Annotated in this window: 23 protein-coding genes; all 23 read left to right on the top strand. The window is 40.4% G+C overall.

The annotated features are described in order from the left end of the window. Positions 1 to 113: 113 nt before the first annotated feature. Complete coding sequence (locus D2V08_RS02435; protein WP_119606524.1) at positions 114 to 728, top strand: GNAT family N-acetyltransferase; 615 nt, start codon at positions 114 to 116, stop codon at positions 726 to 728. A 62-nt stretch (positions 729 to 790) separates the two neighbouring features. Next, positions 791 to 1,978, top strand: coding sequence for an argininosuccinate synthase (argG, locus tag D2V08_RS02430; RefSeq protein WP_119606523.1), 1,188 nt, complete (start codon positions 791 to 793; stop codon positions 1,976 to 1,978). Beyond that, a complete protein-coding gene (gene argC, locus D2V08_RS02425) occupies positions 1,975 to 2,949 on the top strand; it encodes an N-acetyl-gamma-glutamyl-phosphate reductase (RefSeq protein ID WP_119606522.1) in 975 nt (324 codons plus the stop codon). The genes argG and argC overlap by 4 nt, the downstream gene beginning before the upstream one ends. Before the next feature lie 102 nt (positions 2,950 to 3,051). Continuing rightward, on the top strand, positions 3,052 to 3,846 hold the full coding sequence (gene proC / locus D2V08_RS02420) for a pyrroline-5-carboxylate reductase (protein ID WP_119606521.1): 795 nt from the start codon (positions 3,052 to 3,054) through the stop codon (positions 3,844 to 3,846). Positions 3,847 to 3,848: 2 nt separating this feature from the next. Beyond that, complete coding sequence (locus D2V08_RS02415; protein WP_119606520.1) at positions 3,849 to 4,973, top strand: aspartate aminotransferase family protein; 1,125 nt, start codon at positions 3,849 to 3,851, stop codon at positions 4,971 to 4,973. Continuing rightward, positions 4,973 to 5,911 (top strand): Rossmann-fold NAD(P)-binding domain-containing protein, encoded by a 939-nt coding sequence (locus tag D2V08_RS02410; protein WP_119606519.1) that lies wholly within the window; start codon positions 4,973 to 4,975, stop codon positions 5,909 to 5,911. Before D2V08_RS02415 ends, D2V08_RS02410 begins: the two co-directional genes overlap by 1 nt. Beyond that, positions 5,908 to 6,654, top strand: coding sequence for an SDR family NAD(P)-dependent oxidoreductase (locus tag D2V08_RS02405; RefSeq protein WP_119606518.1), 747 nt, complete (start codon positions 5,908 to 5,910; stop codon positions 6,652 to 6,654). The genes D2V08_RS02410 and D2V08_RS02405 overlap by 4 nt, the downstream gene beginning before the upstream one ends. A gap of 1 nt (position 6,655) precedes the next feature. Continuing rightward, positions 6,656 to 7,435 (top strand): acetylglutamate kinase, encoded by a 780-nt coding sequence (gene argB / locus D2V08_RS02400; protein ID WP_119606517.1) that lies wholly within the window; start codon positions 6,656 to 6,658, stop codon positions 7,433 to 7,435. Beyond that, entirely contained in the window at positions 7,432 to 8,499 is a 1,068-nt protein-coding gene (locus D2V08_RS02395; RefSeq protein ID WP_182835466.1) for a M20 family metallo-hydrolase, read from the top strand. The genes argB and D2V08_RS02395 overlap by 4 nt, the downstream gene beginning before the upstream one ends. 103 nt (positions 8,500 to 8,602) lie before the next feature. After that, complete coding sequence (argH, locus tag D2V08_RS02390) at positions 8,603 to 9,886, top strand: argininosuccinate lyase (RefSeq protein WP_119606516.1); 1,284 nt, start codon at positions 8,603 to 8,605, stop codon at positions 9,884 to 9,886. 50 nt (positions 9,887 to 9,936) lie between these two features. Beyond that, the gene (locus D2V08_RS02385) at positions 9,937 to 11,532 is read left to right on the top strand and encodes a M1 family metallopeptidase (protein ID WP_119606515.1); all 1,596 of its coding nucleotides are present in this window, start codon (positions 9,937 to 9,939) and stop codon (positions 11,530 to 11,532) included. 12 nt (positions 11,533 to 11,544) lie between these two features. Next, positions 11,545 to 12,345 (top strand): helix-turn-helix domain-containing protein, encoded by an 801-nt coding sequence (locus tag D2V08_RS02380; protein ID WP_119606514.1) that lies wholly within the window; start codon positions 11,545 to 11,547, stop codon positions 12,343 to 12,345. Positions 12,346 to 12,416: 71 nt separating this feature from the next. Next, the gene (locus tag D2V08_RS02375) at positions 12,417 to 14,072 is read left to right on the top strand and encodes a serine hydrolase domain-containing protein (protein WP_182835465.1); all 1,656 of its coding nucleotides are present in this window, start codon (positions 12,417 to 12,419) and stop codon (positions 14,070 to 14,072) included. Between the two features lie 227 nt (positions 14,073 to 14,299). Continuing rightward, on the top strand, positions 14,300 to 15,430 hold the full coding sequence (locus D2V08_RS02370) for an NAD(P)/FAD-dependent oxidoreductase (protein ID WP_119606512.1): 1,131 nt from the start codon (positions 14,300 to 14,302) through the stop codon (positions 15,428 to 15,430). Then, positions 15,430 to 16,140 (top strand): methyltransferase domain-containing protein, encoded by a 711-nt coding sequence (locus tag D2V08_RS02365; protein WP_119606511.1) that lies wholly within the window; start codon positions 15,430 to 15,432, stop codon positions 16,138 to 16,140. The genes D2V08_RS02370 and D2V08_RS02365 overlap by 1 nt, the downstream gene beginning before the upstream one ends. Before the next feature lie 84 nt (positions 16,141 to 16,224). Beyond that, the gene (locus tag D2V08_RS02360; RefSeq protein ID WP_119606510.1) at positions 16,225 to 17,277 is read left to right on the top strand and encodes a type III polyketide synthase; all 1,053 of its coding nucleotides are present in this window, start codon (positions 16,225 to 16,227) and stop codon (positions 17,275 to 17,277) included. Position 17,278: 1 nt separating this feature from the next. Continuing rightward, the gene (locus D2V08_RS02355) at positions 17,279 to 18,073 is read left to right on the top strand and encodes an SDR family oxidoreductase (protein ID WP_119606509.1); all 795 of its coding nucleotides are present in this window, start codon (positions 17,279 to 17,281) and stop codon (positions 18,071 to 18,073) included. 1 nt (position 18,074) lies between these two features. Further along, a complete protein-coding gene (locus D2V08_RS02350) occupies positions 18,075 to 18,512 on the top strand; it encodes a 3-hydroxyacyl-ACP dehydratase FabZ family protein (RefSeq protein WP_119606508.1) in 438 nt (145 codons plus the stop codon). A gap of 278 nt (positions 18,513 to 18,790) precedes the next feature. Next, the gene (locus tag D2V08_RS02345) at positions 18,791 to 21,028 is read left to right on the top strand and encodes a TonB-dependent receptor (protein ID WP_147374052.1); all 2,238 of its coding nucleotides are present in this window, start codon (positions 18,791 to 18,793) and stop codon (positions 21,026 to 21,028) included. A 160-nt stretch (positions 21,029 to 21,188) separates the two neighbouring features. After that, complete coding sequence (locus tag D2V08_RS02340) at positions 21,189 to 22,463, top strand: beta-ketoacyl-[acyl-carrier-protein] synthase family protein (RefSeq protein ID WP_119606506.1); 1,275 nt, start codon at positions 21,189 to 21,191, stop codon at positions 22,461 to 22,463. A gap of 17 nt (positions 22,464 to 22,480) precedes the next feature. After that, positions 22,481 to 22,732, top strand: a complete 252-nt coding sequence (locus D2V08_RS02335) for an acyl carrier protein (RefSeq protein ID WP_119606505.1) — start codon at positions 22,481 to 22,483, stop codon at positions 22,730 to 22,732. Next, positions 22,732 to 23,274: a 4'-phosphopantetheinyl transferase family protein gene (locus D2V08_RS02330; RefSeq protein ID WP_119606504.1), complete on the top strand. Its 543-nt coding sequence runs from the start codon at positions 22,732 to 22,734 to the stop codon at positions 23,272 to 23,274. Before D2V08_RS02335 ends, D2V08_RS02330 begins: the two co-directional genes overlap by 1 nt. Positions 23,275 to 23,487: 213 nt before the next feature. Next, positions 23,488 to 25,677, top strand: coding sequence for a DUF5916 domain-containing protein (locus tag D2V08_RS02325; protein WP_119606503.1), 2,190 nt, complete (start codon positions 23,488 to 23,490; stop codon positions 25,675 to 25,677). Positions 25,678 to 26,012 lie beyond the last annotated feature (335 nt).

The raw sequence follows: 26,012 nt of genomic DNA, 5'->3' as shown, positions 1-26,012 counted from the left end.
TCCCCGCCGTCGTCGCCCGTAAGGGTGCAACATAACTATTGGAAATAGGTGAGTCCATTTCCGCAAAATCTCCAAATACTTTTTTTCAATTTTTTACAGAACAATCGCTTGCAATGGAAATTGTTGTTGCTAACGAATCACATTTTAAATACGCACAAATCATAAGTGATACCATCACCGATTCGGCCAAAGTCCGAGGTACAGGTATCGCCAGACGTACGCCGGAATACATCATAAAACGTCTCCAAAATGGTAATGCCATTATAGCTTTGGATGGAGATAAGTTTGCCGGATTCTGCTATATCGAAGTCTGGGGAAACAAGGACTTTGTGGCCAACTCTGGATTGATTGTGCATCCCGATTATAGAAATCAAGGACTTGCCAAGAAAATCAAGAAAGCAGTTTTTGACCTATCACGAAAAAAATTCCCTGATGCCAAGATTTTTGGTATCACTACAGGGCTGGCAGTAATGAAGATGAACTACGAACTCGGCTATAAACCTGTTACCTTTTCCGAACTTACGGACGACCCTGAGTTCTGGAAAGGCTGTCAAACCTGCAAGAATTTTGACATTCTAACACGTACCGACAGAAAAATGTGCCTCTGCACAGGAATGTTGCACGACCCAAAAGCACAAAAACAAGAACCTGAAAAAATCAACAAAAAGGCCTTCAAAAGACTCAAAAGCATAAAAGAAAGCCTTTTTCTTAAAAAGAAAGATAAATAAACGTCCATTCGAGCGTAGTCGAGAACGCTCCGTATGACAACTATATTTAAAGAATCAAAAAAATGGAAAAATTAGTTATAGCCTACAGCGGCGGATTGGATACCTCATATTGTGCAAAATACCTTTCGCAAGAAGAGGGTTTTGAAGTACACGCCGTTAGTGTAAACACAGGAGGTTTTAGCAAAGCTGAAATCGATGAAATTGAAGAAAAAGCACTTGCTCTGGGTGCCACCTCTTATACCTCCATCGATGCCGTTTCCACCTTTTATAACAAGGTGGTAAAATACCTCATCTTCGGAAATGTGCTTAGAAATAACACTTATCCACTTTCGGTAAGTGCGGAACGAATTGTGCAGGCCATCGAGATTGTGAACCATGCCAAAAAAATTGGGGCCAAATACATTGCCCACGGAAGTACAGGTGCAGGTAACGACCAAGTAAGATTTGATATGATTTTTCAAATCTTGGCTCCCGAAATTCAAATCATCACCCCTATCAGGGATAAAAAATTGGCAAGGGAAGAAGAAATCAACTACCTGCAACAAAACGGAATCGACTATCCATGGGAAAAGGCAAAATATTCTATCAATAGAGGATTGTGGGGAACATCTGTAGGAGGTGACGAAACTTTGACCTCTCACCTGTCCTTACCTGAAAGTGCTTACCCAAGTCAATTGGAAAAAGAATTACCCAAAGAATTAAAGTTGACCTTTAAAAATGGTGAGCTGGTTGCTTTGGATGGAGAACAGGACAGCCCTGTGGCGAACATCGAAAAATTATCCGCCATTGCCTCCAAATATGCAATCGGAAGGGATATTCACGTTGGCGATACCATTATTGGAATTAAAGGAAGGGTAGGTTTTGAAGCTGCTGCTCCCTTGATCATTATAAAAGCGCACCATTTGTTGGAAAAGCACACTTTGAGCAAATGGCAACAATACCAAAAAGAGCAAATGGGCAACTTTTATGGGATGTTGTTGCACGAAGGAAACTATTTGGACGAGGTCATGCGAAACATCGAAGCCTTTTTGACAGATACCCAGAAACATGTGTCGGGAGATGTGTTTGTTACCTTGCACCCCTACCGATTTGAATTGAACGGAATCTCTTCCAAGCACGATTTGATGAACGCTTCCTTTGGAAGTTATGGTGAAATGAATAAAGGTTGGACGGCCGATGAGGCCAAAGGTTTCATCAAGATTTTGTCCAACTCCGGAAAAATTGCAAACCACGTAAACCAAGATTCATGATCAAGGCAGGAATCATAGGAGGCTCGGGGTACACGGGCGGAGAACTGATTAGGCTCTTGCTCAATCATCCCCAGACCGAAATCGATTTTGTGTACAGCACCACGAGGGCTGGCAAGCCGATTACCTCTGCCCATCAAGATTTGTTGGGACAAACAGAATTGAAGTTTACAGGCGAGGTAAATCCAGAAGTGGATGTTGTTTTTCTTTGCTTGGGACACGGTAATTCCACCTCATTTTTGAAAGAAAACACTTTTGGTGAAAACACAAAAGTTATCGACCTAAGCAACGATTTCAGGTTGCAAAACGATGCTGATTTTGATGGAAAACACTTTGTGTATGGTCTTCCAGAACTGAATAGAGCAGAGATACAATCGGCCAATTCGATTGCAAACCCAGGTTGTTTTGCCACTGCCATCCAATTGGGATTATTCCCTTTGGCAAAAGCAGGTTTGTTGAACGATGGTGTTCATATCAATGCCGTTACCGGAAGTACCGGTGCTGGAGTTGGCCTATCCGCCACTTCACATTTTAGCTGGAGGAATAATAACGTATCCTGGTACAAACCGTTTACCCATCAACATTTGGGAGAAATCGGTGAAAGTTTAGGCTCTTTCGGTAACTCGGTAGGGAAATTATTTTTCTTGCCAAACCGAGGAAACTTTACCCGAGGAATTTTGGCCACCGCTTACACTAAGTACAATGGCACTTTGGAAGAAGCAAAGGAGTTATACAACGCTTTTTACACTGATGCTGCTTTCACCCATTTATCGGATGAAGCATTGCATTTAAAACAAGTGGTGAATACCAACCAATGCCACATCCATTTGCACAAACACGATGACCTCCTTTTGATTACCTCTGCCATTGATAATCTATTGAAAGGGGCATCTGGGCAAGCGGTACAAAATATGAATTTGATGTTCGGTTTCCCGGAAACCGAAGGTCTGTTGTTAAAAGCCGGAGTATTTTAAAACAGGTGCTCTGAGCGGAGTCGAAGGGTACAAATAATTCAGATTCCTGCAGGAGTTTATGCTGAGTATAGCGAAGTGCAGGAATGACAAATAAAACAACAAATGAAAATAGCCATCATAGGAGCGGGAAATTTGGGACTGGCCATTGCCAAAGGCATTTTGCATAGCAATGGAGCCACTACCATGTACCTCACCAAACGGAACACTGAATCCATCAAGGAATTTGAAAAATACGGAAACGTAACGGTCACTTCCGATAACCAAGAAGCCGTTAAAAATTCGGACATCCTTGTTTTTGCGGTACAACCGGGGCATTTTGCTTCCATTTTGGAAGAAACCAAAGAACTGCTCACCGAAAAACACGTGGTGATCAGTACCATTACAGGATTCGGTATTTCAAAAATTGAAGAAACCATCGGTTCGGACAAGTTCATCATCCGAAGTATGCCCAATACGGCCATTTCGGTAGGTAAATCCATGACATGCATCTGCAGCAACGAACTTGGAAAAAAACGGGTTGATCTGGCCAAGGCCATTTTTAATCGTATGGGCCATACTATGGAAATTCCTGAGGAACAAATGCAAGCTGCAACAGTAATCTGCGCTAGTGGAATTGCCTTTTGGATGCGATTGATTCGTGCCACGACACAAGGTGCCATTCAATTGGGGTTTGATGCAAAAGAAGCTCAAGAATTGGCCATGCATACCTGTAACGGAGCCGCAAGTCTGTTAATCGAATCAGGCAGTCATCCCGAAGAAGAAATAGATCGGGTAACCACACCTAAAGGATGTACCATAGAAGGCTTGAACGAAATGGAACACCAAGGCCTGAGCTCATCATTGATCAGGGGAATTGTATCCTCATTTGAAAAAATCAGTCAAATCAGAAAAGGATAAAAATGAAATTATTTGACGTATACCCACTTTATGATGTCACTCCCGTAAAGGCTAAAGGCATTGAGCTTTGGGATGATAAAGGAGAAAAATACTTGGATTTTTATGGAGGACACGCCGTAATTTCCATTGGCCACACACATCCACATTACGTAAAACGAATCAAGGAGCAATTGGACAATATGGCATTTTACAGCAATTCTGTCCAAAATCCGTTGCAAAAGGAGTTGGCCAAAAAATTAGGAGAAATGTCAGGCTGCGAGGACTACGACCTTTTTATGTGCAATTCAGGGGCGGAAGCCAATGAAAATGCCTTAAAGATGGCATCTTTTCACACAGGAAAATCCAAAGTAATCGCTTTCACCAATAGTTTTCATGGGAGAACCTCAGCCGCCGTTGCCGCCACGGACAACCCTAGCATCAATGCTCCAATCAACAAACAACAAAAGGTTACTTTCTTACCATTGAACGATAAGGAAGCTTTTGAAAAAGCAATTGTCTCTGATGAATATTGCGCTGTAATTTTGGAAGCCATTCAAGGAGTAGGTGGATTGGACGAACCTACCACAGAATTCTTCCAGTACATTGCTGAAAAATGTAAAGAAAACAATGTGGTTCTTATTGCCGATGAAGTACAATCAGGCTACGGACGAAGTGGTAAATTCTTCGCTTTTCAGCATCATGGAATCAAACCTGATATCATTTCTATTGCCAAGGGCATGGGGAATGGATTCCCAGTTGGCGGCATATTGATTCACGAATCGTTTAAACCCTCTTATGGGCTTTTGGGAACCACCTTTGGGGGAAACCACTTGGCCTGTGCAGCATGTCTTGCGGTTCTGGAAGTTTTGGATGATGAAAATTTGACGGAGAACGCCGCTGAACTCGGTGTTTATTTTAAGGAAAAAGCTGCGGAGATTCCAGAAATCAAAAACATAAAAGGAAAAGGATTGATGATTGGTTTGGAGTTTGACTTTGAAATCGCCGCCCTCAGAAAAAAAATGATAGTGGAGCAACACATGTTCACAGGAAGTGCAAAAAACAAAAAATTGTTGCGGTTCTTGCCTGCATTGAACATCAGCAAAGAAGACATAGACCTATTTTTTGAAGCGCTGAAAAAAGCATTATAATGAAGCATTATTTAACAGTCAACGATATAGAATCCCTCCCCGATTGGGTGGAAGAAGCAATAACCCTAAAAAAAGACCCTTATCAGTTTGAAGATTTGGGCAAACGAAAAACAATCTGTTTGTTGTTTTTCAACAATAGTCTTAGGACACGTTTGAGCACGCAAAAAGCAGCCATGAACTTGGGCATGGAAGTAATGATCATGAATTTCGGAAACGAAGGTTGGGCTTTGGAATATGGGGATGGAACGGTAATGGACCAGGGCACCTCGGAACACATCAAAGAAGCCGCACAAGTGGTTTCCCAATACTGCGACGTTGTTGCTATTAGAGCATTTGCGGGATTAGTGGATAAAGAAAAAGACGAAGCGGAAGAAGTAATTAATGGTTTTGCCAAACATGCTTCGATTCCGGTCGTAAATATGGAAAGTTCAGTGGGTCACCCACTTCAAGCTCTGGCAGATGCCATAACTTTGAAAGAGAACGAAACAAAAAAGAAACCCAAAGTCGTGCTTTCTTGGGCCCCTCATCCAAAAGCGTTACCACATGCGGTGGCCAATTCATTTATACAGATGATGAAGTTACAGGAGGCTGATTTTGTTATTACCCATCCCGAGGGATATGAACTTAATCCAGAATTGACCCAAGGATGCCAAATTGAATGCGACCAAGACAAAGCATTCGAGGATGCCGATTTCGTATACGTAAAAAATTGGAGCAGCTATTCCGATTATGGGAAGGTTTTGAACAAGGACAAAAATTGGACGATTACAAAAGAAAAATTGGGAAATGCCAAGTTTATGCACTGTCTCCCTGTTCGTAGAAATATGATAGTTGAGGATGCTGTTTTGGACAGTGAACAATCCTTGGTCGTGGAACAAGCAAAAAATAGGGTTTTCTCAGCTCAAATTGTATTGAAGAAAATATTGGAAAACAAATGAAACTAAAGGATAAGGTCTGTATTGTGACCGGAGCAACAAGCGGAATGGGAAAGGCCATTGCCAAAGGGCTTTCCTCCGAAGGTGCTAAGTTGATACTCTCTGGCAGAAACCAAGAAAGAGGAATGGCTTTGGAAGAAGGTCTGGATAATGCCGTGTTCATTTCAGGAGATATTACCGACCCATCTTACAACAAAAAATTGGTCGATACCGCCATTGAAACTTTTGGCAAATTGGATATCCTGTCGTTGAATGCTGGTATTCTTGGATTAGGAAATGTTCAAGAACTATCCATTGAGTCCTGGCAAAAAACCATCAACACTAATTTGAGCTCCATATTTTATCTTTGCAAATATGCGCTCCCCTTCTTACTAAAAGAATCCCAAGGCAACATTTTGATCAATGCCTCAATCGCCGCCTTTAAGAGTTTCCCAAATCACCCAGCTTATTGTGCTTCAAAAGCGGCATCCGTAGCCCTAATGAAGCAAATGGCAGTGGACTATGCACCAAAAATTAGAGTGAATGCCATTTGTCCGGGTCCGGTTGACACCCCTTTATTATGGGAATCCGCCAAGGCATTTGAACATCCAGAAACTGCTGTTGAGGATGCCAAAAACGCTACATTGTTAAAAAGGTTGGGGACACCTGAAGATATTACTAAACTTGTGCTTTTTTTGGTTTCTGATGATAGTTCATGGATTACCGGAACCACAGTTACCATTGATGGGGGAATTATAAATACATAGAATGAAACAAAAATTATCCATAGTAAAAATAGGAGGTAACCTAATTGAAGATGCCCAAGGGTTTAAACATGTTTTAGACCTTTTCTCCAAAATGGACGGAAACAAAATTTTGGTGCACGGAGGAGGAAGGAAAGCCACGGAATTAGCAAATCAATTGGGGATAGAATCCAAAATGGTGAACGGAAGACGTATCACCAATGCAGAAACTCTGGACATTGCCCTAATGATCTATGGTGGATTAGTAAGCAAAAAAATAGTGGCCCAATTACAAGCATTGGGAACCGACGCCATTGGAATGAGCGGTGCCGATGCCGATGCCATCCGAGCACATAAAAGACCCAAAAAAAATGTTGATTTTGGCTATGTAGGCGATGTGGATGTGGTAAACACTTACGGTATTCTTAAATTATTGCAAGCAGGTTTTACACCAATATTTTGTGCCCTTACCCACGATGGCAAAGGACAAATGCTGAACACCAACGCCGACACCATTGCAGCGGAACTGGCCATAGCCATGTCCGACCAATTTGAAACAACACTTTACTATTGTTTTGAGAAAAAAGGAGTGCTTCAGGATATTAACGATGAAAACTCTGTGATTCAGCATATCGACTCAAAAGGTTATGATGAACTTTTGGCCTATGGCATTATTGCAGATGGAATGCTTCCCAAAATGCATAACTGCTTTTATGCTTTACGCAACGAGGTATCTAAAGTTTGCGTAGGAAATACCAATATGCTTGAAGCAAATAATTCAGATTATACCACACTTACCTTATGAAAATAACTCAGGATATTTTAACGGAGAAAGCGATTGAACTACTAAAAAAGCTCATTAGTATTCCTTCTTTTTCGGGCGAAGAGGATAAAACAGGGAATGCCATTGAAGATTTTCTACAGGAGTTTGGTGTTAAAATCCAAAGACAGCACAATAACATTTATGCTTTCAATAAATATTTTGATGAAAGCAAGCCCACCTTGTTGCTTAACTCTCACCACGATACGGTAAAACCGAACAGTGCATACACCAAAGACCCTTTTGATGCCCATGTTGAAGACGGCAAACTGTATGGTCTTGGGAGTAATGATGCAGGTGGATGTTTGGTATCGCTTTTGGCCACTTTTGTTCATTTTTATGAGAAAGAAAACCTAAGTCATAATATAATTATGGCAGCTACTGGTGAAGAAGAGGATGCAGGTGAAAAAAGTATCCGAGCATTGCTACCCATCCTTCCAAAAATTGATGTGGCCATTGTAGGCGAACCCACATTAATGGATTTGGCCATTGCCGAAAAAGGTTTGGTGGTTTTTGATGCCGTAGTGGACGGAACTCCCTCGCATGCTGCTCACCCCAACGATAATAATTCCATATACAACACCATTGAAGTGCTCCAATGGCTCAAAAATTATTCTTTTGATAAAGTTTCTGATGCTTTGGGCGAAGTAAAATTAACAACTACTCAAATCAACGCAGGGAACCAGCACAACGTGGTGCCAGGCCATGTGGATTTGGTGATTGATGTTCGAGTTAATGATTGTTATAGCAATCAGGAAATAGCAGATATTTTGCAAAAAGAAGCGCCTTGCAAAATGACACCTCGTTCTTTACGATTGAACTCATCATGCATAGATCCTGACCATGATTTGGTGAAAAGTGGATTGGCCTTGGGTAGAAAAACTTATGGCTCCCCTACCTTGTCCGATCAAGCCGCATTGTCTTGTCAATCGGTTAAATTAGGTCCAGGTGACAGCACTCGTTCGCATTCAGCCAACGAATTTATTTTTGTAAATGAAATTGAAGAAGGAATAGATATTTACATCAAAACCCTAACGGGATTTTTATAATAAACAATTAAGTTCTTGAAATGTTCCCTGAGCGTAGTCGAAGGGACAATCGAGAACGACTTAATAAGATTCCCATCTTCATGGGAATGACAAAAAGAATAATATGAAACTCTGGGATAAAGGATTCAGCACCGATAAAAAAATAGACCATTTCACCGTTGGCAACGACCGCGAACTGGATTTGGTATTGGCAAAATATGATGTGATTGCCTCCAAGGCCCATGCAAAAATGTTGGGCAAGGTAGGACTGGTTTCTGAAGACGAAGCCAAAGACCTTGTAAAAACATTAGATGCCATTGCCAAGGATATTGAAAAGGGAAATTTTACCATTGAGGACGATTTTGAGGACATGCACTCCAAAATTGAGTTTATGTTGACCGAAAAATTGGGAGATACTGGTAAAAAAATTCATTCCGCACGTTCCAGAAACGATCAGGTTTTAGTGGCCATGCAATTGTTCCTTAAAGATGAGTTGACCGAAATTAAAACTCAGGTAAAAACACTGTTTGACTTATTAATGAAACTAGCGGACAAACACAAAAATGTATTATTGCCCGGATATACCCACCTGCAAATCGCGATGCCTTCCTCTTTTGGACTCTGGTTTTCCGCCTATGCCGAGAGTTTGGTGGATGATCTGTACTTTGTACAGGCCGCCCATAAAGTTGCCGACCAAAATCCACTGGGAAGTGCAGCGGGTTATGGAAGTTCTTTCCCTATTGACAGGAGTTTTACCACTGCCGAAATGGATTTTGCCACCCAAAAATATAATGTGGTTGCCGCCCAAATGGGGCGTGGAAAAGTAGAAAAAGCCACTGCCTTCGGAATTTCGAGCGTTGCCGCTACCCTATCCAAAATGGCGATGGATATTTGTCTGTACATGAGCCAGAATTTTGATTTCATCTCATTCCCCAACGAACTCACTACGGGAAGCAGCATTATGCCCCACAAGAAAAACCCAGATGTTTTCGAATTGATCAGAGCCAAATGCAATAAAATTCAAGCAGTGCCCAACCAATTGATCATGATCATGAATAATTTGCCCAGTGGTTACCACAGAGATCTTCAATTGGTGAAGGAAGTTATTGTTCCCGCTTTGCAGGATATGCACGCCTGTTTGGAGATGATGACCTTCAGCCTAAAAGAAATCAAGGTGAACAAATCCATTTTGGACGACCCCAAATACGATTACCTTTTTAGCGTGGACACTTTGAACGAGCTCGTAAAAAGTGGCATGCCCTTCCGCGATGCCTACAAAACCATGGGTAAGGCCATTGAAAATGGCAATTTTAAACCAAAACGGGATATTGAACACACTCACGAAGGCAGTTTGGGCAATTTGTGTTTGGAGCAGATAAAAGAAAAAATGGAAAAGGTTTTGGCCTAAAATGGATAAATTGGGTGAAAATTTAAGCCCAAGGCTTTCAACTTGAATTTATGTCCATCAGAATTTTACTCAGCTTTTTTCTAGTCGTTACTTTTTCCAATTTTTCGTTTTCACAGGATGTGTATGCGAAAAATGAATCCGTCGATATCCAAAACTATGTTTTTGGTCTTCATTTAAATGATGCATCCAACGAAATTAAAGGAGAAGCCCAAATTACCGTTCAGTTTAAAGAAAATGTAGTTCCTTTTTCCTTGGACCTCATCCAAAAATCTGGCAAATTTGGCATGGAAGTGACCGAGGTGTTGGAAAACGATGCTCAGGCCAACTACACCTATATCAACAACAAAATCAATATTATTCCAAAGACATCTTCAGATTCCATCCAAACCTATACTATCAAATATCAAGGTGTTCCAAAAAGAGGCTTGGTCATTGATACCACAAAATTTGGCAAACGCTCCTTTTTTGGTGACAATTGGCCCAACTTGGCGAGACATTGGCTTCCAACTGTGGATCATCCCTATGATAAGGCGAGCGTGGAGTTTCAAATCACCGCTCCAGATCAGTATGATGTGGTAGCAACAGGCAAAAAAGTAGAAGAAAGCAATCTGGAAAACGGTTATAAACTTACCATTTACAAAGAACCTGCTCCGGTAGCCACTAAAGTGATGACCATTGGGGTTACCGAGTTTGCTTCGCGATTGGTGGACAACATTGACGGCATCGAGGTTTCCGCATGGGTGTATCCACAAAACCGTTTGGACGGATTTGGAGATTATACGGTAGCTGGAAATGTGCTCGAATATTTTATTGATCATATTGGGCCGTATTCCTATGCCAAACTGGCCAATATGCAGGCCAAAACCCAATGGGGCGGACTGGAAAATGCGGGTACTATAGCCTATTTTGAAAATTCAGTTACAGGCAACAAAACCGTAGAGCCCTTGATTGCCCACGAAATTGCCCACCAATGGTTCGGAAATTCTGCCACAGAGAAAAGTTGGAACCATGTTTGGCTCAGTGAAGGCTTCGCCACCTATTTCTGTATTTTGTATTTGGAAAGTGTGTATGGCGATGAGCGCAGAAAAGAGGAACTGGCCATCGACAAACAGCAAATATTTGACTATTACCGAAAAAATCCTGCCCCCATTGTGGATCTCAATATAAAAGACCCCATGAAGGTGTTAAGCACCAACACCTACCAAAAAGGAGGATGGGTATTGAACATGCTTCGTTACAAATTGGGTGATGGTGTGTTTTGGGAAGGCATCCGAAACTATTACGCTACGTATCAAAACAGCAATGTACTTACCGATGATTTTCGGCATGTGATGGAACAGGTCTCAGGAGAGGATTTGGAATCATTTTTTCAACAATGGCTGTTTGTAAAGGGACATCCGCAATTGAAATGGAACTGGGATTATAGCTACGGAAAGGTCAACCTAAAAGTACAACAACTACAAGACCATCACGTATTTGAATTTCCTTTGGAAATAGGTCTAGTGAAAGATGGTAAAATGACCATCAAAACAATCGAGGTGACCCAGCGTAACCAAAATATCGCAATCGAAACCAAGGACCAACCCGATTCCATTGTTTTGGACCCGAACGAATGGACGTTGTTCGAGGATATGGGTAAATTGTAAGCTGAATAAATAATGGACAAGCTAGAACCCGGCGAGTATTACGGAACACATTACCAAAAATCGGCTTTCAATAACTTTATTGTTACCGATACCGAGTATACCGAGGAGAAGGTTGATTGGCATTATCACGAGAATCCATATTTCACGTATCTGCTCCAGGGCAAATTGTTTGAATCCAATAAAAAAGAATCCTATTATTTAGCACCTGGAAATTTGTTGTTCCATAACTGGCAAGATGCACATTATAATATAAAACCCGCCGAATTTACACGAGGTTTTCATATTGAAATGAACGAAGATTGGTTTTCAAACTTTGACATTGAAATAACCAATTTTGAAGGGAGTCTCAACTTAAAGAACCCCATAATCAAAAACTCAATGAACCAAATTTTCATTGAGAGTAAAATAAACGACCCCTATTCAAATTTGAGTATTGACAGTCATTTGATTGCCATTTTCAACGCTATAAAAAGTGGAAAAGAAGAAAGTTTACAAAAACCTGCTTGGGTAAATCGATTAAAAGAATTGTTGCTTGAGGAACAAATTGATCATTCCTTAAAAAGTTTAAGTTCAAAGTTGGAGATTCATCCAGTGCATCTTTCAAGGGAATTTAACCGGTATTTTGGAACAAGTCTTGGCAACTACATTCGATTGGTAAAACTGAACAAAGCATTTTGCCTGCTTGCTTCAAACAAGTTTTCAATGACAGAAATTTGTTATCAATGTGGTTTCTACGACCAGAGCCATTTCATCTCAAACTTTAAACGGGTTTATCGCTCCACCCCAACAGCGTTGTTGAGAAAAATTAGCTGATGTTAATTTTATACAATTTTGCAGCTATATATAATTTCATCTTTGCTTCTTCATCAAAAATCAATCAAAAAATGAAAATTAAAAGCATCACCACCCTATTTTTCGCACTTATTTCATTTACCCTTTTTAGCCAAAACATGGCCGATTATACTGGAGGTTGGGAAGGAAAACTCAATACTCCAAAGGTATTCAACCTTAAGGTTGCTATAGAAAATCTGGATTCTGAAAATCCCGTTTTCAAAATTTACAACAACAGAAATATTGTTGATCAAACGTTTGAAAAAACAAGTAACCCAGAATTAAAAATCTCTTTTTCGGGGAATCATTTTTTTGAAGGTACAGTATCGGAAAACGGAAAGGAAATCAATGGCTTTATTAAGTCCGGGTTACTTCTTTATCACATAAAACTTGTCAAATCGAAGGGCAATACGTTTACGGGAATTTGGAATCCATTGATGGTGGATGAATTGAAATCACTCGATTTCTATTTGAGTGTGGAAAATGGAAAAGGTAATGATTATCAAGCGTATCCATTTTTTGGTGACAATCGTTTTACGGGAACTTGGTGTTCTAATTTTAAAAAAGAGAATGATGTTATTTCTTTTAACGATTTTAAAACCGGACTTCAGTTTAAAGGAGAGCTATTTGAAAATGGTATTCGCTTAGAGGTTCTTTTAGGGGAGAATTTGCTCACTGAGATAGTCCTCCAAAAATCTACAACCGATTGGAACATGGGTGGCTTTGTCAGTCCGAAGAAAGCTTCCACCCTAGAGCTTACCGAAATGGAAAAACATATTGCTAAGGACTCATTCCCGAACACCCATTCCGTTTTAATTTCAAAAGAAGGAAAACTGGTTTATGAAAACTATTTTCACGGTTACAACGAGAATATTCCGCACGATATGCGTTCCGCATCCAAGAGCATTTCATCTGCCATAGTAGGAATCGCAAAGGATGAATTGTTATTTGCGACCGTAGAGCAATCCATCTTCGATTTTCTACCTGAAAAATATCAGTATCTAAAAGACAGTTTAAAATCCAAAATAGATATTCAAAGCCTTTTAACAATGAGCTCCGGATTAGATGCCGATGATTATACCCGAGAAAGAACCTCATTGGCATCTGAGAACCATTATCAGCCGACCGGTGATTGGGTGAAAACAGTGTTAGAAGCCCCTATGATGAACACCCCAAATACAGAGGCCAATTATGGTTCGGCGAATCCATTTTTACTTGGCATTGCGATGGATTCTGTTGTTTCTGGCCCCTTGGAACTGTTTATGGACCAACATCTTTTTCAAAAACTTGACGTCTCAAATTACATCATACAAACAGATTTGCAAGGCACCCCCTATTTTGGCGGCGGAATGTATTTGACACCAAAAGACATGTTGAAATTTGGCGAACTATATCTTGCCAAGGGAAAATGGAAAGGAAGACGTATTGTTTCCAAAAAATGGGTTGCCAACTCGTTTAAGGAATATCGCCATTTAGAAAATGTGCCAGATAAAAATGGATATGGTTATTTGTGGTGGCACCATACCTATCAAGTCAATGGTGAAAGCATAAATTCCATTGAGGCCAGAGGGGCTGGCGGGCAATACATTTTTGTGGTTCCTGAGTTAAAAACGGTGGCGGTTATAACCTCCGGAAACTTTAGGAACGGAAAAACACAACAACCCGAATTGATTTTTGAAAAGAGTATTCTGCCTTATCTCAAAAAATGAATCCATAATGTCATGGAAGTATATTTCTTCCAAATTGATATATTTCAAAAAAAAACTAGGTTCGAACACCTGGTCCAAATCCATTTCTTGCAAAATTAACAGTAACTTTAATTGCAACAGGAATAGATATCAGAGACAAGCATCTTTTATAAAAAGAGTATCTAAACCTCAAGAACCATAAATACTTCATATTCACTAGTGGAGTAGTTCATTATCAATATTTATAAATGACGAGCCAACAATTTGATGTGATAATTATCGGCGGTGGTTTGTCCGGTTTGACCAGTGCCATTGATTTGGCACAAAACCATTTCTGCGTGCTCCTCATTGAAAAAAACAGCTTTCCCAAACACAAGGTCTGTGGTGAATATGTCTCAAACGAAGTTTTACCTTATTTGAATTACTTGGGATTTGATCCTTTTGAATTTGGAGCAAAGCGAATCTCCAATTTTGAACTTACTACACACAACAACAAAACCATTAGGGCCAAATTACCGCTGGGCGGATTCGGGATTAGCCGCTACGAAATGGACTTTCAACTCTATAAGTTGGCATTAAGCAATGGTGTTTCAATAATTAAGGATACTGTTGTTGATGTATCATTTAAGCAAGATGTTTTTCACGTTCAAACCAAATCAGGTCAAAGCTTTACTTCAAAAATCACTATGGGTGCCTTTGGGAAACGATCTAATTTGGACACTACGTTGCAGCGTTCGTTTATCACCAAAAAGTCTCCTTACCTAGGTGTAAAAGTACATATGTCAGGTGATTTTCCTCAAAACAAGGTCGCTCTTCACAATTTTAAAGGGGGATATTGCGGTGCGTCCAAGGTTGAGAACAACCACATTAATTTATGTTACATCACCAATTATAATGCATTTAAACGCTATAAGGACATTGATGCCTTTCAAAATGAGGTGCTTTTCAAAAATTCTGCTTTAAGGGAGTTGTTTAAAAAATCCAATGCTGAGTTTGATAAACCACTGACCATCAGTCAAATTTCGTTTGCGACCAAAAATCCAGTTGAAAACCATATGATCATGAGCGGTGATTCGGCAGGAATGATTCATCCCTTATGCGGAAACGGAATGGCTATGGCCATAAGAAGTGCCCAATTAGCATCAGGACTTATTATTGACTATCTTCAAAACAAAATACATACACGAGCGGAATTGGAGCGAAAGTATGCCAAAGCTTGGAACAAAACCTTCAGCCTTAGATTAAAGGTAGGCCATGGCATTGCCTATTTATTCCGGCAAGATTGGTTGGCACCAAAATTACTGGTAGTTTTAAGGAAGATTCCTTTTTTAATTCCATTAATCATTAGAATGACCCACGGTAAACCCATGAAAATTTAATGAGTTTATTTGTAAACACCACATATAGAAGTAATGCTATGGAACTAATGGATGATTTTTCCATGAAGGGCGAATTACTTAGGGACGCCTTGGATAAACTAGGTAAAATAAACAAGTGGCTTGGTGGAAATCACGTGACCTTGGATGGCCTGCGCCAATTGCTAAAAAATCAACCCAAGGATAAAGCGTATACCATTGTGGATTTAGGTTGTGGCCATGGAGATATCTTAAGGTTGATTGCGGATTTTGGAAGAAAAAAAAACTATTCCTTTAACCTTATCGGCATCGATGCGAACCAAGATGCTATTGACTATGCCGTAGAGCTATCCGAAAATTATGATGAATTGACATTTAAAAGGCTGGATGTCTTTTCCCAAGAATTTCAAAATCTAGAATACGATATTGTACTTTCAACTTTGTTTTTACATCATTTGAATCAAGATGAAATTCATACTCTTTTAACGACCATAGTTTCAAAAGCAAAGCTGGGCATGGTCATTAATGATTTACACCGTAGCAGGATGGCTTATGGATTGTTTAGATTGTTGGGACTGGTCATTTCCAATCATATGATAGTTCAAGATGGATTGACCTCTATATTAAGGGCATTTAAGCGAAAAGAATTGGACGGCGTTTCCAAACAACTCAACCTTAAATCACAAATTAATTGGAAATGGGCATTCCGCTACCAATGGCTAATAAGGATTTGATTTAGAAAAAAATGTCACGCTGAGCTTGTCGAAGCGTCTCGAAATAGGAAATAAAAAAGATTCCTGCCTACGCAGGAAATTAATATGGCAGTACGGATAACATCAGTTGCAAAGCAACTTCCAAAATATACCAGAGAGACCAAAGACATTTTACCCTACGTAGCGCTTTGGCTCGATGGGCAAGAAGAACGTTTTAAGCGTAAAGTCCTCAAGATTTTCGAGAATGCGGCTGTTGACAAACGCTATTCCATAATGAGCCCCGAAGAGGTGTTTTTAAAAACCTCTTTCGAAGAAAAAAATGACATCTACGCCAAAGAATCCATAAAACTGGCAGAAAAAAGCTTGTTGAAAGCTTTGGATAAAGCCAATTTGGAACCAACGGATTTGGACTACATCATCACGGTGAGTTGTACCGGTATCATGATACCTTCTTTGGATGCTTATTTGATCAACAGTCTAAAGTTAAAACGGGATATTGTTCGGTTGCCAGTAACCGAGATGGGATGTGCAGCAGGAGTTTCGGGAATATTATATGCAAAGAATTTTTTAAAGGCAAACCCTAATAAACGCGCAGTTGTTATCGCTGTAGAATCACCGACAGCAACGTTTCAGCTCGATGATTACTCGATGGTCAATATAGTGAGTGCTGCGATTTTCGGGGATGGTTGCGCCAGTGTCATCCTATCATCTTACGAAGATGAAACTGGTCCGGAAATTAAGGACGAAGCCATGTATCATTTCTATGATGCAGAGCATATGATGGGATTTAAATTAAGGAATACGGGACTGCAAATGGTTTTGGACCAATCCGTTCCGCAGACCATTGCTGATCACTTTCCTGATATTATCCATCCTTTTTTAGAAAAAAATGGTCTCACCATTGAAGATGTTGATCATTTAGTGTTTCATCCAGGAGGCAAGAAAATTGTCCAAACGGTTGAGGATCTATTTGGTGCTCTTGGTAAAAATATAAACGATACAAAAGAGGTCTTGAGGCTATACGGCAATATGAGCAGTGCCACAGTACTTTATGTTTTAGAACGATTTATGGACCGGAAATTACCAAAAGGGGATAAAGGCATTATGCTCAGTTTTGGTCCTGGTTTTTCTGCTCAGAGAATATTATTGGAGTGGTAATATGAAAGAATTTGAAGATAAAAATTATTGGGCCTTGGTACTTGGTGGCAGCAGTGGTCTAGGTTTGGCAACAGCAAAAAAATTGGCCAAACATGGCATGAACATTTGTATTGTACATCGCAATCCTAGAATGCAAGAAGAAGCTATATCCAAGGAATTTAAAACGATAGCGCAAGAAGGTGTACAATTCAAGGCTTTTAACAGCGATGCATTCAAACATCAGAAAAGAGAGGCCATAATACAAGAGTTAAAATTAATTTTAGGGACTCATCAAAAAATACGAACATTGGTACACAGCGTTGCGAAAGGCAATCTCAAACCTATGGTTTCAGACGGAAAAACTGAACTAAAGCACGATGATTTCATATTGACCATACAGGCCATGGGGATTAGTTTGTACGACTGGACCAAATCAATTTTTGAAGCAAAACTGTTTGCAGAAGATGCACGAATACTAAGTTTTACCAGCGAAGGCAATTCCAAAGCATGGCAGAGTTATGCCGCCGTTTCGGCAGCCAAGGTAACGCTAGAGGCCATTAGCAGAAACATGGCATTGGAATTTGCACCATATGGAATCAAGGCCAATTGCATTCAAGCTGGGGTAACGGATACCGCATCATTGCGCATGATTCCCGGTAGCGAACAAATTATAAAACACACATTAAAACGAAATCCAAATAAACGATTGACCACTCCAGAGGACGTGGCCAACGTGGTTTATTTGTTAACAAAGGACGAAGCCTCATGGATAACGGGAACTGTGATTCCGGTGGATGGGGGAGAACATTTGGTTTAAAATGAAGGCATCGGAAATCATAGCGCTATTACCTTATCAAAGACCATTTTTGTTCGTTGATGATATTGATTCAGTTACTGAAAACAAGATTATAGGGCACTATACATTTAAAAGCGATGAGTTTTTCTATCAAGGCCATTTTAAGGATAACCCGGTTACTCCAGGAGTCATACTTACGGAATGTATGGCACAAATAGGCTTGGTCTGTTTAGGGGTTTATCTGGTGAAAGACGAATTAACGAAGTCCCAAAAACCACAAATAGCTTTGACCTCCCATCAAATGGATTTTTACTTGCCGGTTTTGCCCAGCCAAAAAGTCATTGTGCATTCCGAAAAGGAGGTATTTCGATTTAATAAATTGAAATGTAAGGTAAAAATGCTCAACGAAAAGGAACAGCTTGTGGCAAGAGGGACGATTTCGGGAATGTTGAAAATTTAGCGCAGCGGGTAATTTCCAAGCAACCGAATTAATAGAAAATTCCTACATTTATAAAATGTTCAAAAAAACATTTTTAAACAAAGTATTTAACCTAAAAAAAATCAGTGCGCTTGCTACTTTTTAGTATTGATACATCACGAATTCGGCTAGCGATATTCTTGATTTCAACTTCATTTTTTTGCTTAAAGTGCTATGGACAAGTAAGTCCAGCAGAAAAAAAGGCCACCAAAGCTTTTCAAGAATATTTCGACTTACAAAGAGAAACCCTCTTTTTACACTTGAATAAGAGCACATATGTAACGGGAGAGGAAATTTGGTTCAAAGCCTATATATACAATAAGCGGGAAAAGCTTCCATTCGAAGAAACTACCAATCTATATGTTGGACTCTATGATAGTATTGGCAGGCAGTTGACAAAGAAAATCTTCAGAGCGTCAAAAGGGTATGCCGATGGACACATTGAGTTAGATTCTACGTTGAATTCAGGAAATTATTACATAAAGGCAAGTACCAATTGGATGCGAAACTTTAAGGATGACGGTGCCTATGTCCAGAACATAAAAATATATCAACAGGGAGAATCCATTTCCCCTCGGATTTCTGGAAAAAGTGATTACGATCTACAGTTTTTGCCAGAGGGGGGCAGGCTGATTTCGGGCATTAAAAACAATATTGGTGTCAAATGCGTAGACATTGATGGTTACGGAGCAAAATTCATTAAGGGCATTGTCAAAGACTCAGAGAATAAGTTGGTGAACATAATCGAACCTACTGCTTCAGGTATGACCAGTTTTGTTTTGGAACCGAAAAATGGTTTAACGTATTCTGCGGAAATAACTTTTGAAAACGGAAGCGTAAAAACCTTCCCTTTACCTTTAAGCACAGATGAAGGCTACAATGTTAATTTGGTTGATAGGGACTCAACCAACCTCCAATTGACCTTTGGACGGGGCAGTACAACCAAACTTGAAAAAGCTCAAGAGGATTTAATCCTATGGGTATCAAAGGACGGACTTGTAAAAAAGCTCGATATCCAATTTGCCAAAGGTGAAGATTACAGTCTGGTAACAATTGATAAGGAAAGCCTATTCAAAGGAATGAACGTATTGACGTTGCTCGATCAGCATGGGAGACCTATACTCGAACGACTTTACTTCAACCACAAAACCGTAAGTTCAGGAACCATTGAAATCAGTGATGCTGAAATTCTAAAGGATTCGATAGCAATCACCTTGAAAGGTAAATTTGATAAAAGCAAGCATATACAACTCAGTATATCGGTACTTCCCAAAGCAACCATGGCCTACGATCATGATCAAAACATACTTAGTACATTTCTCCTTAGTCCGTATCTCAAAGGTCACATAGAAAATCCTTCCTATTACTTTAAGGAAGTGACTAAAAGTAAAATAAAGGAACTTGATGTATTGCTACTGACCCAAGGATGGAGCAAATATGATTGGGAGGAATTGTATGGTGGGCCGATTCAAATTGAATTTCCGTTTGAGAGGGGTATCGAACTTTTCGGAAAAATACAGTCCGAGATAAAAAGTGGGGATAAGCTTATGGTGTATCCATTTGAAGATTTTCAAGGGTCAGCGATTGCTCTTCATGCCGATTCAACTGAATTTAGCATCAAAGGACTATTCCCGACAAAGGGGCAGGCTATTAGGCTTTCAATATTGGACGATAGGGGCAGTATAAAAAAACCAAAGATGTATCTCTCCGCTAGAAGCAATATGGTTACGGACAGGCTGGCGAATATACCGGGCGAAGTAAGACCTAACAATTGGGCGGATAACAATGTAGGGACATCACAACCCATCAATTTATTTCAGGATGATGAACCAGTTGAACTGGACGAAGTAACCGTTTCTGCCGAAAAAAATAAAAGAAGGTTTACCACGCCCTTTGTGTTCGAAAATAAGCTTACAAAAGTTACCGATAAAACCGCAAAAATGTATCCCGGTGTGCTGGATTTGCTGCGGAATAATGGTTTTTCAGTTATTATAAGTTACGAACCTAAGTTCGATAGGGTACAGATAAAATCACTCCGAAACAGAAAATATCCAGTAATTTATATAGATGACGTGCGGCTTATGGATTTGGACAGATTACTGTATGATTACCCCTTGTCACGTTTGGACAGCTATTATATCAGTAGATCAGGCGATGGGGAAAGTGGTGCTGCAGGAGGTGTAATCAGAATATACACAAAGGAAAGTGATCAGCTGGAGGACACTAGCGCTGCCAAAACCCCCAAGGATAGAATACTTGTTTACAATACTCCACTGGGGTTTGAGTCTGTAAAAAGCTATTATTCCCCAAAATATGGGACCTCTGGAAATACATTCCAGAATTTTGGAGTGGTCCATTGGGTTTCGAGCATGTCTTTGAGGGGCAACGAATCCAAGACATTTAAAGTTCCAAAAACCGATGCCCAAGGGATAACACTGTTCATCGAAGGCATGGGGAAAAACGGGACATTGATTTCCACGACCCTGACCATACCTTAAAAACCAATCGAGGAAACATTTTTTATTGATTTGGATTTTGGTAAATAGTATCAATTTCGAAATCAAGACATTTTTAAATCGTAGCTTGAGGCCTAAATTATAGGCAATTGCTCGACTAAAAGTTCCACTGAGCTTGTCTAATCCGAATCAATTTTCAAAAATGAAGAACAGGGTAGTCATCACAGGAATGGGAGTAGTTGCACCAAACGGTGTGGGCATTGCACAATTCACGGAAGCTTTGAAAAATGGGGCTTCTGGTATCTCGTTCCATCCGCAATTAAAGGAACTCAACTTTTCTTGCCAAATAGGTGGTACGCCAACCATAACGGATGAATTGCAATCCAACTATTTTACGCAATTGCAATTAAGAGGCTTTAATAGTTCCGGTATATTATATGGTTGTATTGCTGGTATTGATGCGTGGAAAGATGCCGGATTTGATATGAATCCAGAGAGCCAGCTGGATTACGACTCAGGGCTTATTTTTGGAACGGGAACATCAGGGGTCGAAAAATTTAGGGAAGCCATTTACAAGCTCGATGACGGAGATGTAAGGCGGTTGGGCAGCACGGTTGTTTTACAGACCATGTCCAGTGGCATAAGTGCCTATTTAAGCGGTATGCTTGGGCTAGGCAATCAGGTCACTACAAATTCATCGGCCTGCACAACAGGCACTGAAGCCGTTTTAATGGGATACGACCGTATTGCCCACGGAAAGGCAAAACGTATGCTCGTAGGTAGTTGTAGCGATCACGGGCCCTACGTTTGGGGAGGCTTTGACGCCATGCGCGTTATGACCTACAAACACAACGACGAACCAGAAAAAGGCTCTAGGCCCATGAGTGCCAGGGCATCCGGTTTTGTGCCCGGAAGTGGTGCGGGAGCCATGGTTTTGGAATCTTTGGAATCTGCAACGAAACGTGGGGCAACGATTTATGCTGAGGTTCTGGGCGGTGAAATCAATTCCGGCGGCCAACGTCAGGGAGGTACCTTAACTGCACCAAATCCGGAAGCTGTACAACGATGCATAACGAATGCCCTAAAGAATTCATCGATGAGCCCCGATGAAATAGATGCCATCAATGGGCACCTTACGGCCACCTCCAAAGATACTTTGGAAATTGAAAACTGGACCAAGGCATTGGGAAGAAGTGGTGAAGATTTTCCTTTCATCAATTCAACCAAATCATTGATAGGACATTGTTTGGCCGCTGCGGGATCAATTGAATGTATTGCAAGTGTCATTCAAATTAATGAACAATTTATAGCACCAAGCATCAATTGCGAAGATTTTCATGACGACATCAAGGAATTGATATCCATTTCCAAAGTCCCGACCCAATCCCTAAATTACAATGTTGATGTAGTAGCGAAAGCAAGTTTTGGTTTTGGAGATGTAAATGCCTGTGTTTTATTTAAGCGATTTATACCGTAACTTACATTTTAAAAAAAATGAAGAAAGAACAATTGATCGCCAAATTAAAACCTATAATTGAACCTTATGTTCAAGATGAGGAAGCTTTCAAAAATTTATCCGAAGACACAGATTTTGTGAAGGATCTACAAATAAACTCTGCAAATCTTGTGGACATTATTTTAGATATTGAGGACGAATTTGATATCCGATTGGAGAATGAGGATATGGAGCAAATGCTGGATGTGAAATCCGCCATGAACATCGTCACTTCCAAATTTAAAAATTAATGGTCGGTAATGACATTGTTGATCTTGCCGAAGCGAGACATGCTTCAAATTGGCAACGGCCACGGTTCTTAAACAAACTTTTTTCGGAATCGGAACAAGGGTGTATCCAAGATGCCGCAAATCCATTTCGGATGGTCTGGCGATTATGGAGCATAAAGGAGGCATCTTACAAACTATACACACAACTAAACCCTGCTCGTTTTTATAATCCCAAGGCATTTGAATGTGCTATTGAAAATTCTTCAGCAATTGTAAAATTCAGCGATTTCCGGTGTTTTGTAGAAACCAGGGAGACCTCAAATTATATCATCTCCGAAGCAAGACTGCATACACAAAAATGGAGTTCCAAAGTGGTAAGATTTAAGAACATAGATCAACAAGACCAAAGTGAAGAACTAAAACGAAGGCTGCTTCATTTTGTTTCTGGATCATATCAGTTAAAAAAGAATGAAATGGGTGTTCCCATTTTGACCAATGGAAAAGACCGGCTCAATGTCAGTTTGACCCATCATGGAAGCTATGGTGCCTTTGTAATAGGATAATGTAAGTTATCAGTCCTATGGCCAAACCAGATTTCATATTCCAATCGATAAGTGCAAAATCAAAAACATTTCACTCCACTTTTGTTTGTAAGTCAAAAGACTAAAAAACGCTAACTATATCATAATCTAAATATACATTCTTTTACATATCCAGTTTTTGATTCATTGTTAAAAATGAAAGTAAATCATTACTTTTGCTGCACTAAACAAACAATGATTATCCGAGCCTTTTCAACCCCCGTTCTCATAGCTTTTGCTATGTTCTTTTGCGCATTTTCGTATGCCCAAAAGAAAAATGCCGATTACAAAATCCATCTGTTCAAAACCAGTGAAACCTTTACCATAGATGGTAAGGGAGACGAGGCAACATGGCAAAAAGCAGAAGCTGCCAATGACTTTTTTATGGTATTGCCCATGGACGACCGCAAGGCCACCCAGCCCTCCGAGGTGAAAATGGCCTATGATGACAAACGGCTTTACCTTTTGGCCACCTTTTTTAAAACGCCCGGAAACACCTATGTCGTGGAATCGCTACGAAGGGATTTCTCCTTTGGAGGGAACGATAATTTTCTTTTGTTCATGGACCCGTTCAATAACCAGACCACGGGTTTTAGCTTTGGGGCCAATGCGTATGGCGCGCAGTGGGATGGCACCATGTCCAATGGGGGCAGCATAGACCTTAATTGGGACAGTAAATGGGTTTCGGAGGTTCAGAACCATGAAGACAAATGGGTCGTGGAAATGGCGATTCCCTTTAAATCCATCCGATACGAAAAAGATGTGACCGAGTGGGGCGTCAATTTTTCGAGATTGGACCTGAGCACGAACGAAAAATCGAGCTGGACCCCTATTCCAAGACAGTTTCCTACGGCATCCTTGGCTTACACGGGAACAATGGTTTGGGACAATCCTCCACCCAAACAGGGGCTCAACTACTCTCTTATTCCCTATGTGTTGGGTACGGTGGGCAATTCGAGTATTGATGATATTACCTATGATAATGAATTTAAGGTGGGAGGTGATGTAAAATTGGGACTTACCTCATCTTTGAATTTAGATTTGACCTTAAATCCCGATTTTTCACAGGTTGAAGCAGACAGACAAGTGGCCAACTTAACCCGGTTTGAGCTCTTTTTTCCTGAAAGACGACAGTTTTTCCTTGAAAATGCCGACCTCTTTGCCAGTTTTGGATACGATGAGATACGTCCGTTCTTTTCACGACGAATTGGTTTGGGCGTACCCATTATTGCAGGTGCCCGTGTGAGCGGTAACCTGAATCGCAACCTTCGTTTGGGGGTGATGGATATGCAGACCGAAAAAGTGGACGAAACTGGCTTGCCCAGTCAAAACTTTGCAGTGCTCTCGTTACAACAAAAGGTGTTCTCGCGTTCCAATATTGGGTTAATGTTCGTGAACAAGGAATCGTTGGACTATAATGCCTTGGCCGATAGCCTTAAAACGGAATACACCAAATTCAACCGAAACCTTGGGTTAGAATACAATTTAGCCTCCGCAGACAACAAGTATAATGGTAAGGTGTTTATGCTCAAATCCTTTGGTCCCGATTCATCATACAACGGCTTTGCACAAGGAGCCCATTTGGAATATAGGAGCAGAAGATGGAATTGGCGGGCACAACAGGAATATATCTCAGAAAACTTCACCTCCGAAGTGGGTTTTGTACCACGTAACAACTATATTAAGTTAGAAGGTTCCATAGGACATCTGTTTCTTCCCGCAAGTGAAAAGGTGGTGAGTCATGGCCCAAAATATAGAGGTTTTTACTACTTTGACCCAAGCATGAACTCCACGGATTATGTATCTATTTTGGGCTACGAGCTAAACTTTATAAATCGAAGTTCTTTAGGAGTTGATGTATTTAACGAATATGTACAACTTTTAGCCCCTTTTGACCCTACCAATACGGGCAAGGAAGAATTGGCTGCCGGTACACGACACCATTGGAACGGGGTTTATTTGCAATACAATTCCCGTCCTAAAAGTCTGTTTACGTATAATATGACAACCCGTTTGGGACGCTACTTTTCTGGAGGCTACCGAACCAATATAAATGCACAATTGGGCTATCGTTTTCAACCCTACGTGAGTTTGGGTGCCAACCTTAGCTACAACAATTTGGATTTGCCCGACCCATGGTACACTACCGATTTTTGGTTGGTGGGCACCGAGGCGGACATTACCTTTACCAATAAACTGTTTTGGAACACCTTGTTTCAGTACAACGAACAGAGCAACAATTTTGGTATCAACTCCAGGTTGCAATGGCGCTACGCCCCTGCCTCCGACCTGTTTCTGGTTTTTAATAACAATGAACAATTATCACCACTCGAGGGCAATTTATGGTCCTTGACGTTGAAGTTTACTTATTGGTTTAATCGGTAACTATTAGAAAAACATCTTCAAGTTTGAGCTCGTCAATTACGTTATATTTTTTTATCTGGACTCCAGTGGCTCCATTTATTGGTCGGTATAATTCGTTTAAAACGAGTCATAATCTTTAAACTTTAGTTCCATTAAGTCCTTTAATTTCTTTAGGTGTTCCATAGCCAACAAGGATAGGAGTAGAAAATAACTCAGTAAATTTGGGTTATTACAATTTACTCTAAAAAGCATAAAAGAACTTTGGCTACGTAGGGTTATAAAAACTAAAATCTACTATTTTAGTTGAACAACCGTTGGGAAAAATGCCTGCGGCCGCTCGGCCAGTACCGCAAGCG

This window comes from Flagellimonas lutimaris, assembly GCF_003581615.1.
Classification (GTDB): domain Bacteria; phylum Bacteroidota; class Bacteroidia; order Flavobacteriales; family Flavobacteriaceae; genus Flagellimonas; species Flagellimonas lutimaris.
The sequence above is the reverse complement of the archived record's forward strand: the minus strand, read 5'-3'. Positions and strand labels throughout refer to the sequence as shown.

What these genes read in the sequence shown, in the direction of transcription:
- D2V08_RS02435 (WP_119606524.1), top strand. Translation starts at nt 114, where the DNA reads ATGGAAATTGTTGTTGCTAACGAATCACATTTTAAATACGCACAAATC.
- argG (WP_119606523.1), top strand. Translation starts at nt 791, where the DNA reads ATGGAAAAATTAGTTATAGCCTACAGCGGCGGATTGGATACCTCATAT.
- argC (WP_119606522.1), top strand. Translation starts at nt 1,975, where the DNA reads ATGATCAAGGCAGGAATCATAGGAGGCTCGGGGTACACGGGCGGAGAA.
- proC (WP_119606521.1), top strand. Translation starts at nt 3,052, where the DNA reads ATGAAAATAGCCATCATAGGAGCGGGAAATTTGGGACTGGCCATTGCC.
- D2V08_RS02415 (WP_119606520.1), top strand. Translation starts at nt 3,849, where the DNA reads ATGAAATTATTTGACGTATACCCACTTTATGATGTCACTCCCGTAAAG.
- D2V08_RS02410 (WP_119606519.1), top strand. Translation starts at nt 4,973, where the DNA reads ATGAAGCATTATTTAACAGTCAACGATATAGAATCCCTCCCCGATTGG.
- D2V08_RS02405 (WP_119606518.1), top strand. Translation starts at nt 5,908, where the DNA reads ATGAAACTAAAGGATAAGGTCTGTATTGTGACCGGAGCAACAAGCGGA.
- argB (WP_119606517.1), top strand. Translation starts at nt 6,656, where the DNA reads ATGAAACAAAAATTATCCATAGTAAAAATAGGAGGTAACCTAATTGAA.
- D2V08_RS02395 (WP_182835466.1), top strand. Translation starts at nt 7,432, where the DNA reads ATGAAAATAACTCAGGATATTTTAACGGAGAAAGCGATTGAACTACTA.
- argH (WP_119606516.1), top strand. Translation starts at nt 8,603, where the DNA reads ATGAAACTCTGGGATAAAGGATTCAGCACCGATAAAAAAATAGACCAT.
- D2V08_RS02385 (WP_119606515.1), top strand. Translation starts at nt 9,937, where the DNA reads ATGTCCATCAGAATTTTACTCAGCTTTTTTCTAGTCGTTACTTTTTCC.
- D2V08_RS02380 (WP_119606514.1), top strand. Translation starts at nt 11,545, where the DNA reads ATGGACAAGCTAGAACCCGGCGAGTATTACGGAACACATTACCAAAAA.
- D2V08_RS02375 (WP_182835465.1), top strand. Translation starts at nt 12,417, where the DNA reads ATGAAAATTAAAAGCATCACCACCCTATTTTTCGCACTTATTTCATTT.
- D2V08_RS02370 (WP_119606512.1), top strand. Translation starts at nt 14,300, where the DNA reads ATGACGAGCCAACAATTTGATGTGATAATTATCGGCGGTGGTTTGTCC.
- D2V08_RS02365 (WP_119606511.1), top strand. Translation starts at nt 15,430, where the DNA reads ATGAGTTTATTTGTAAACACCACATATAGAAGTAATGCTATGGAACTA.
- D2V08_RS02360 (WP_119606510.1), top strand. Translation starts at nt 16,225, where the DNA reads ATGGCAGTACGGATAACATCAGTTGCAAAGCAACTTCCAAAATATACC.
- D2V08_RS02355 (WP_119606509.1), top strand. Translation starts at nt 17,279, where the DNA reads ATGAAAGAATTTGAAGATAAAAATTATTGGGCCTTGGTACTTGGTGGC.
- D2V08_RS02350 (WP_119606508.1), top strand. Translation starts at nt 18,075, where the DNA reads ATGAAGGCATCGGAAATCATAGCGCTATTACCTTATCAAAGACCATTT.
- D2V08_RS02340 (WP_119606506.1), top strand. Translation starts at nt 21,189, where the DNA reads ATGAAGAACAGGGTAGTCATCACAGGAATGGGAGTAGTTGCACCAAAC.
- D2V08_RS02335 (WP_119606505.1), top strand. Translation starts at nt 22,481, where the DNA reads ATGAAGAAAGAACAATTGATCGCCAAATTAAAACCTATAATTGAACCT.
- D2V08_RS02330 (WP_119606504.1), top strand. Translation starts at nt 22,732, where the DNA reads ATGGTCGGTAATGACATTGTTGATCTTGCCGAAGCGAGACATGCTTCA.
- D2V08_RS02325 (WP_119606503.1), top strand. Translation starts at nt 23,488, where the DNA reads ATGATTATCCGAGCCTTTTCAACCCCCGTTCTCATAGCTTTTGCTATG.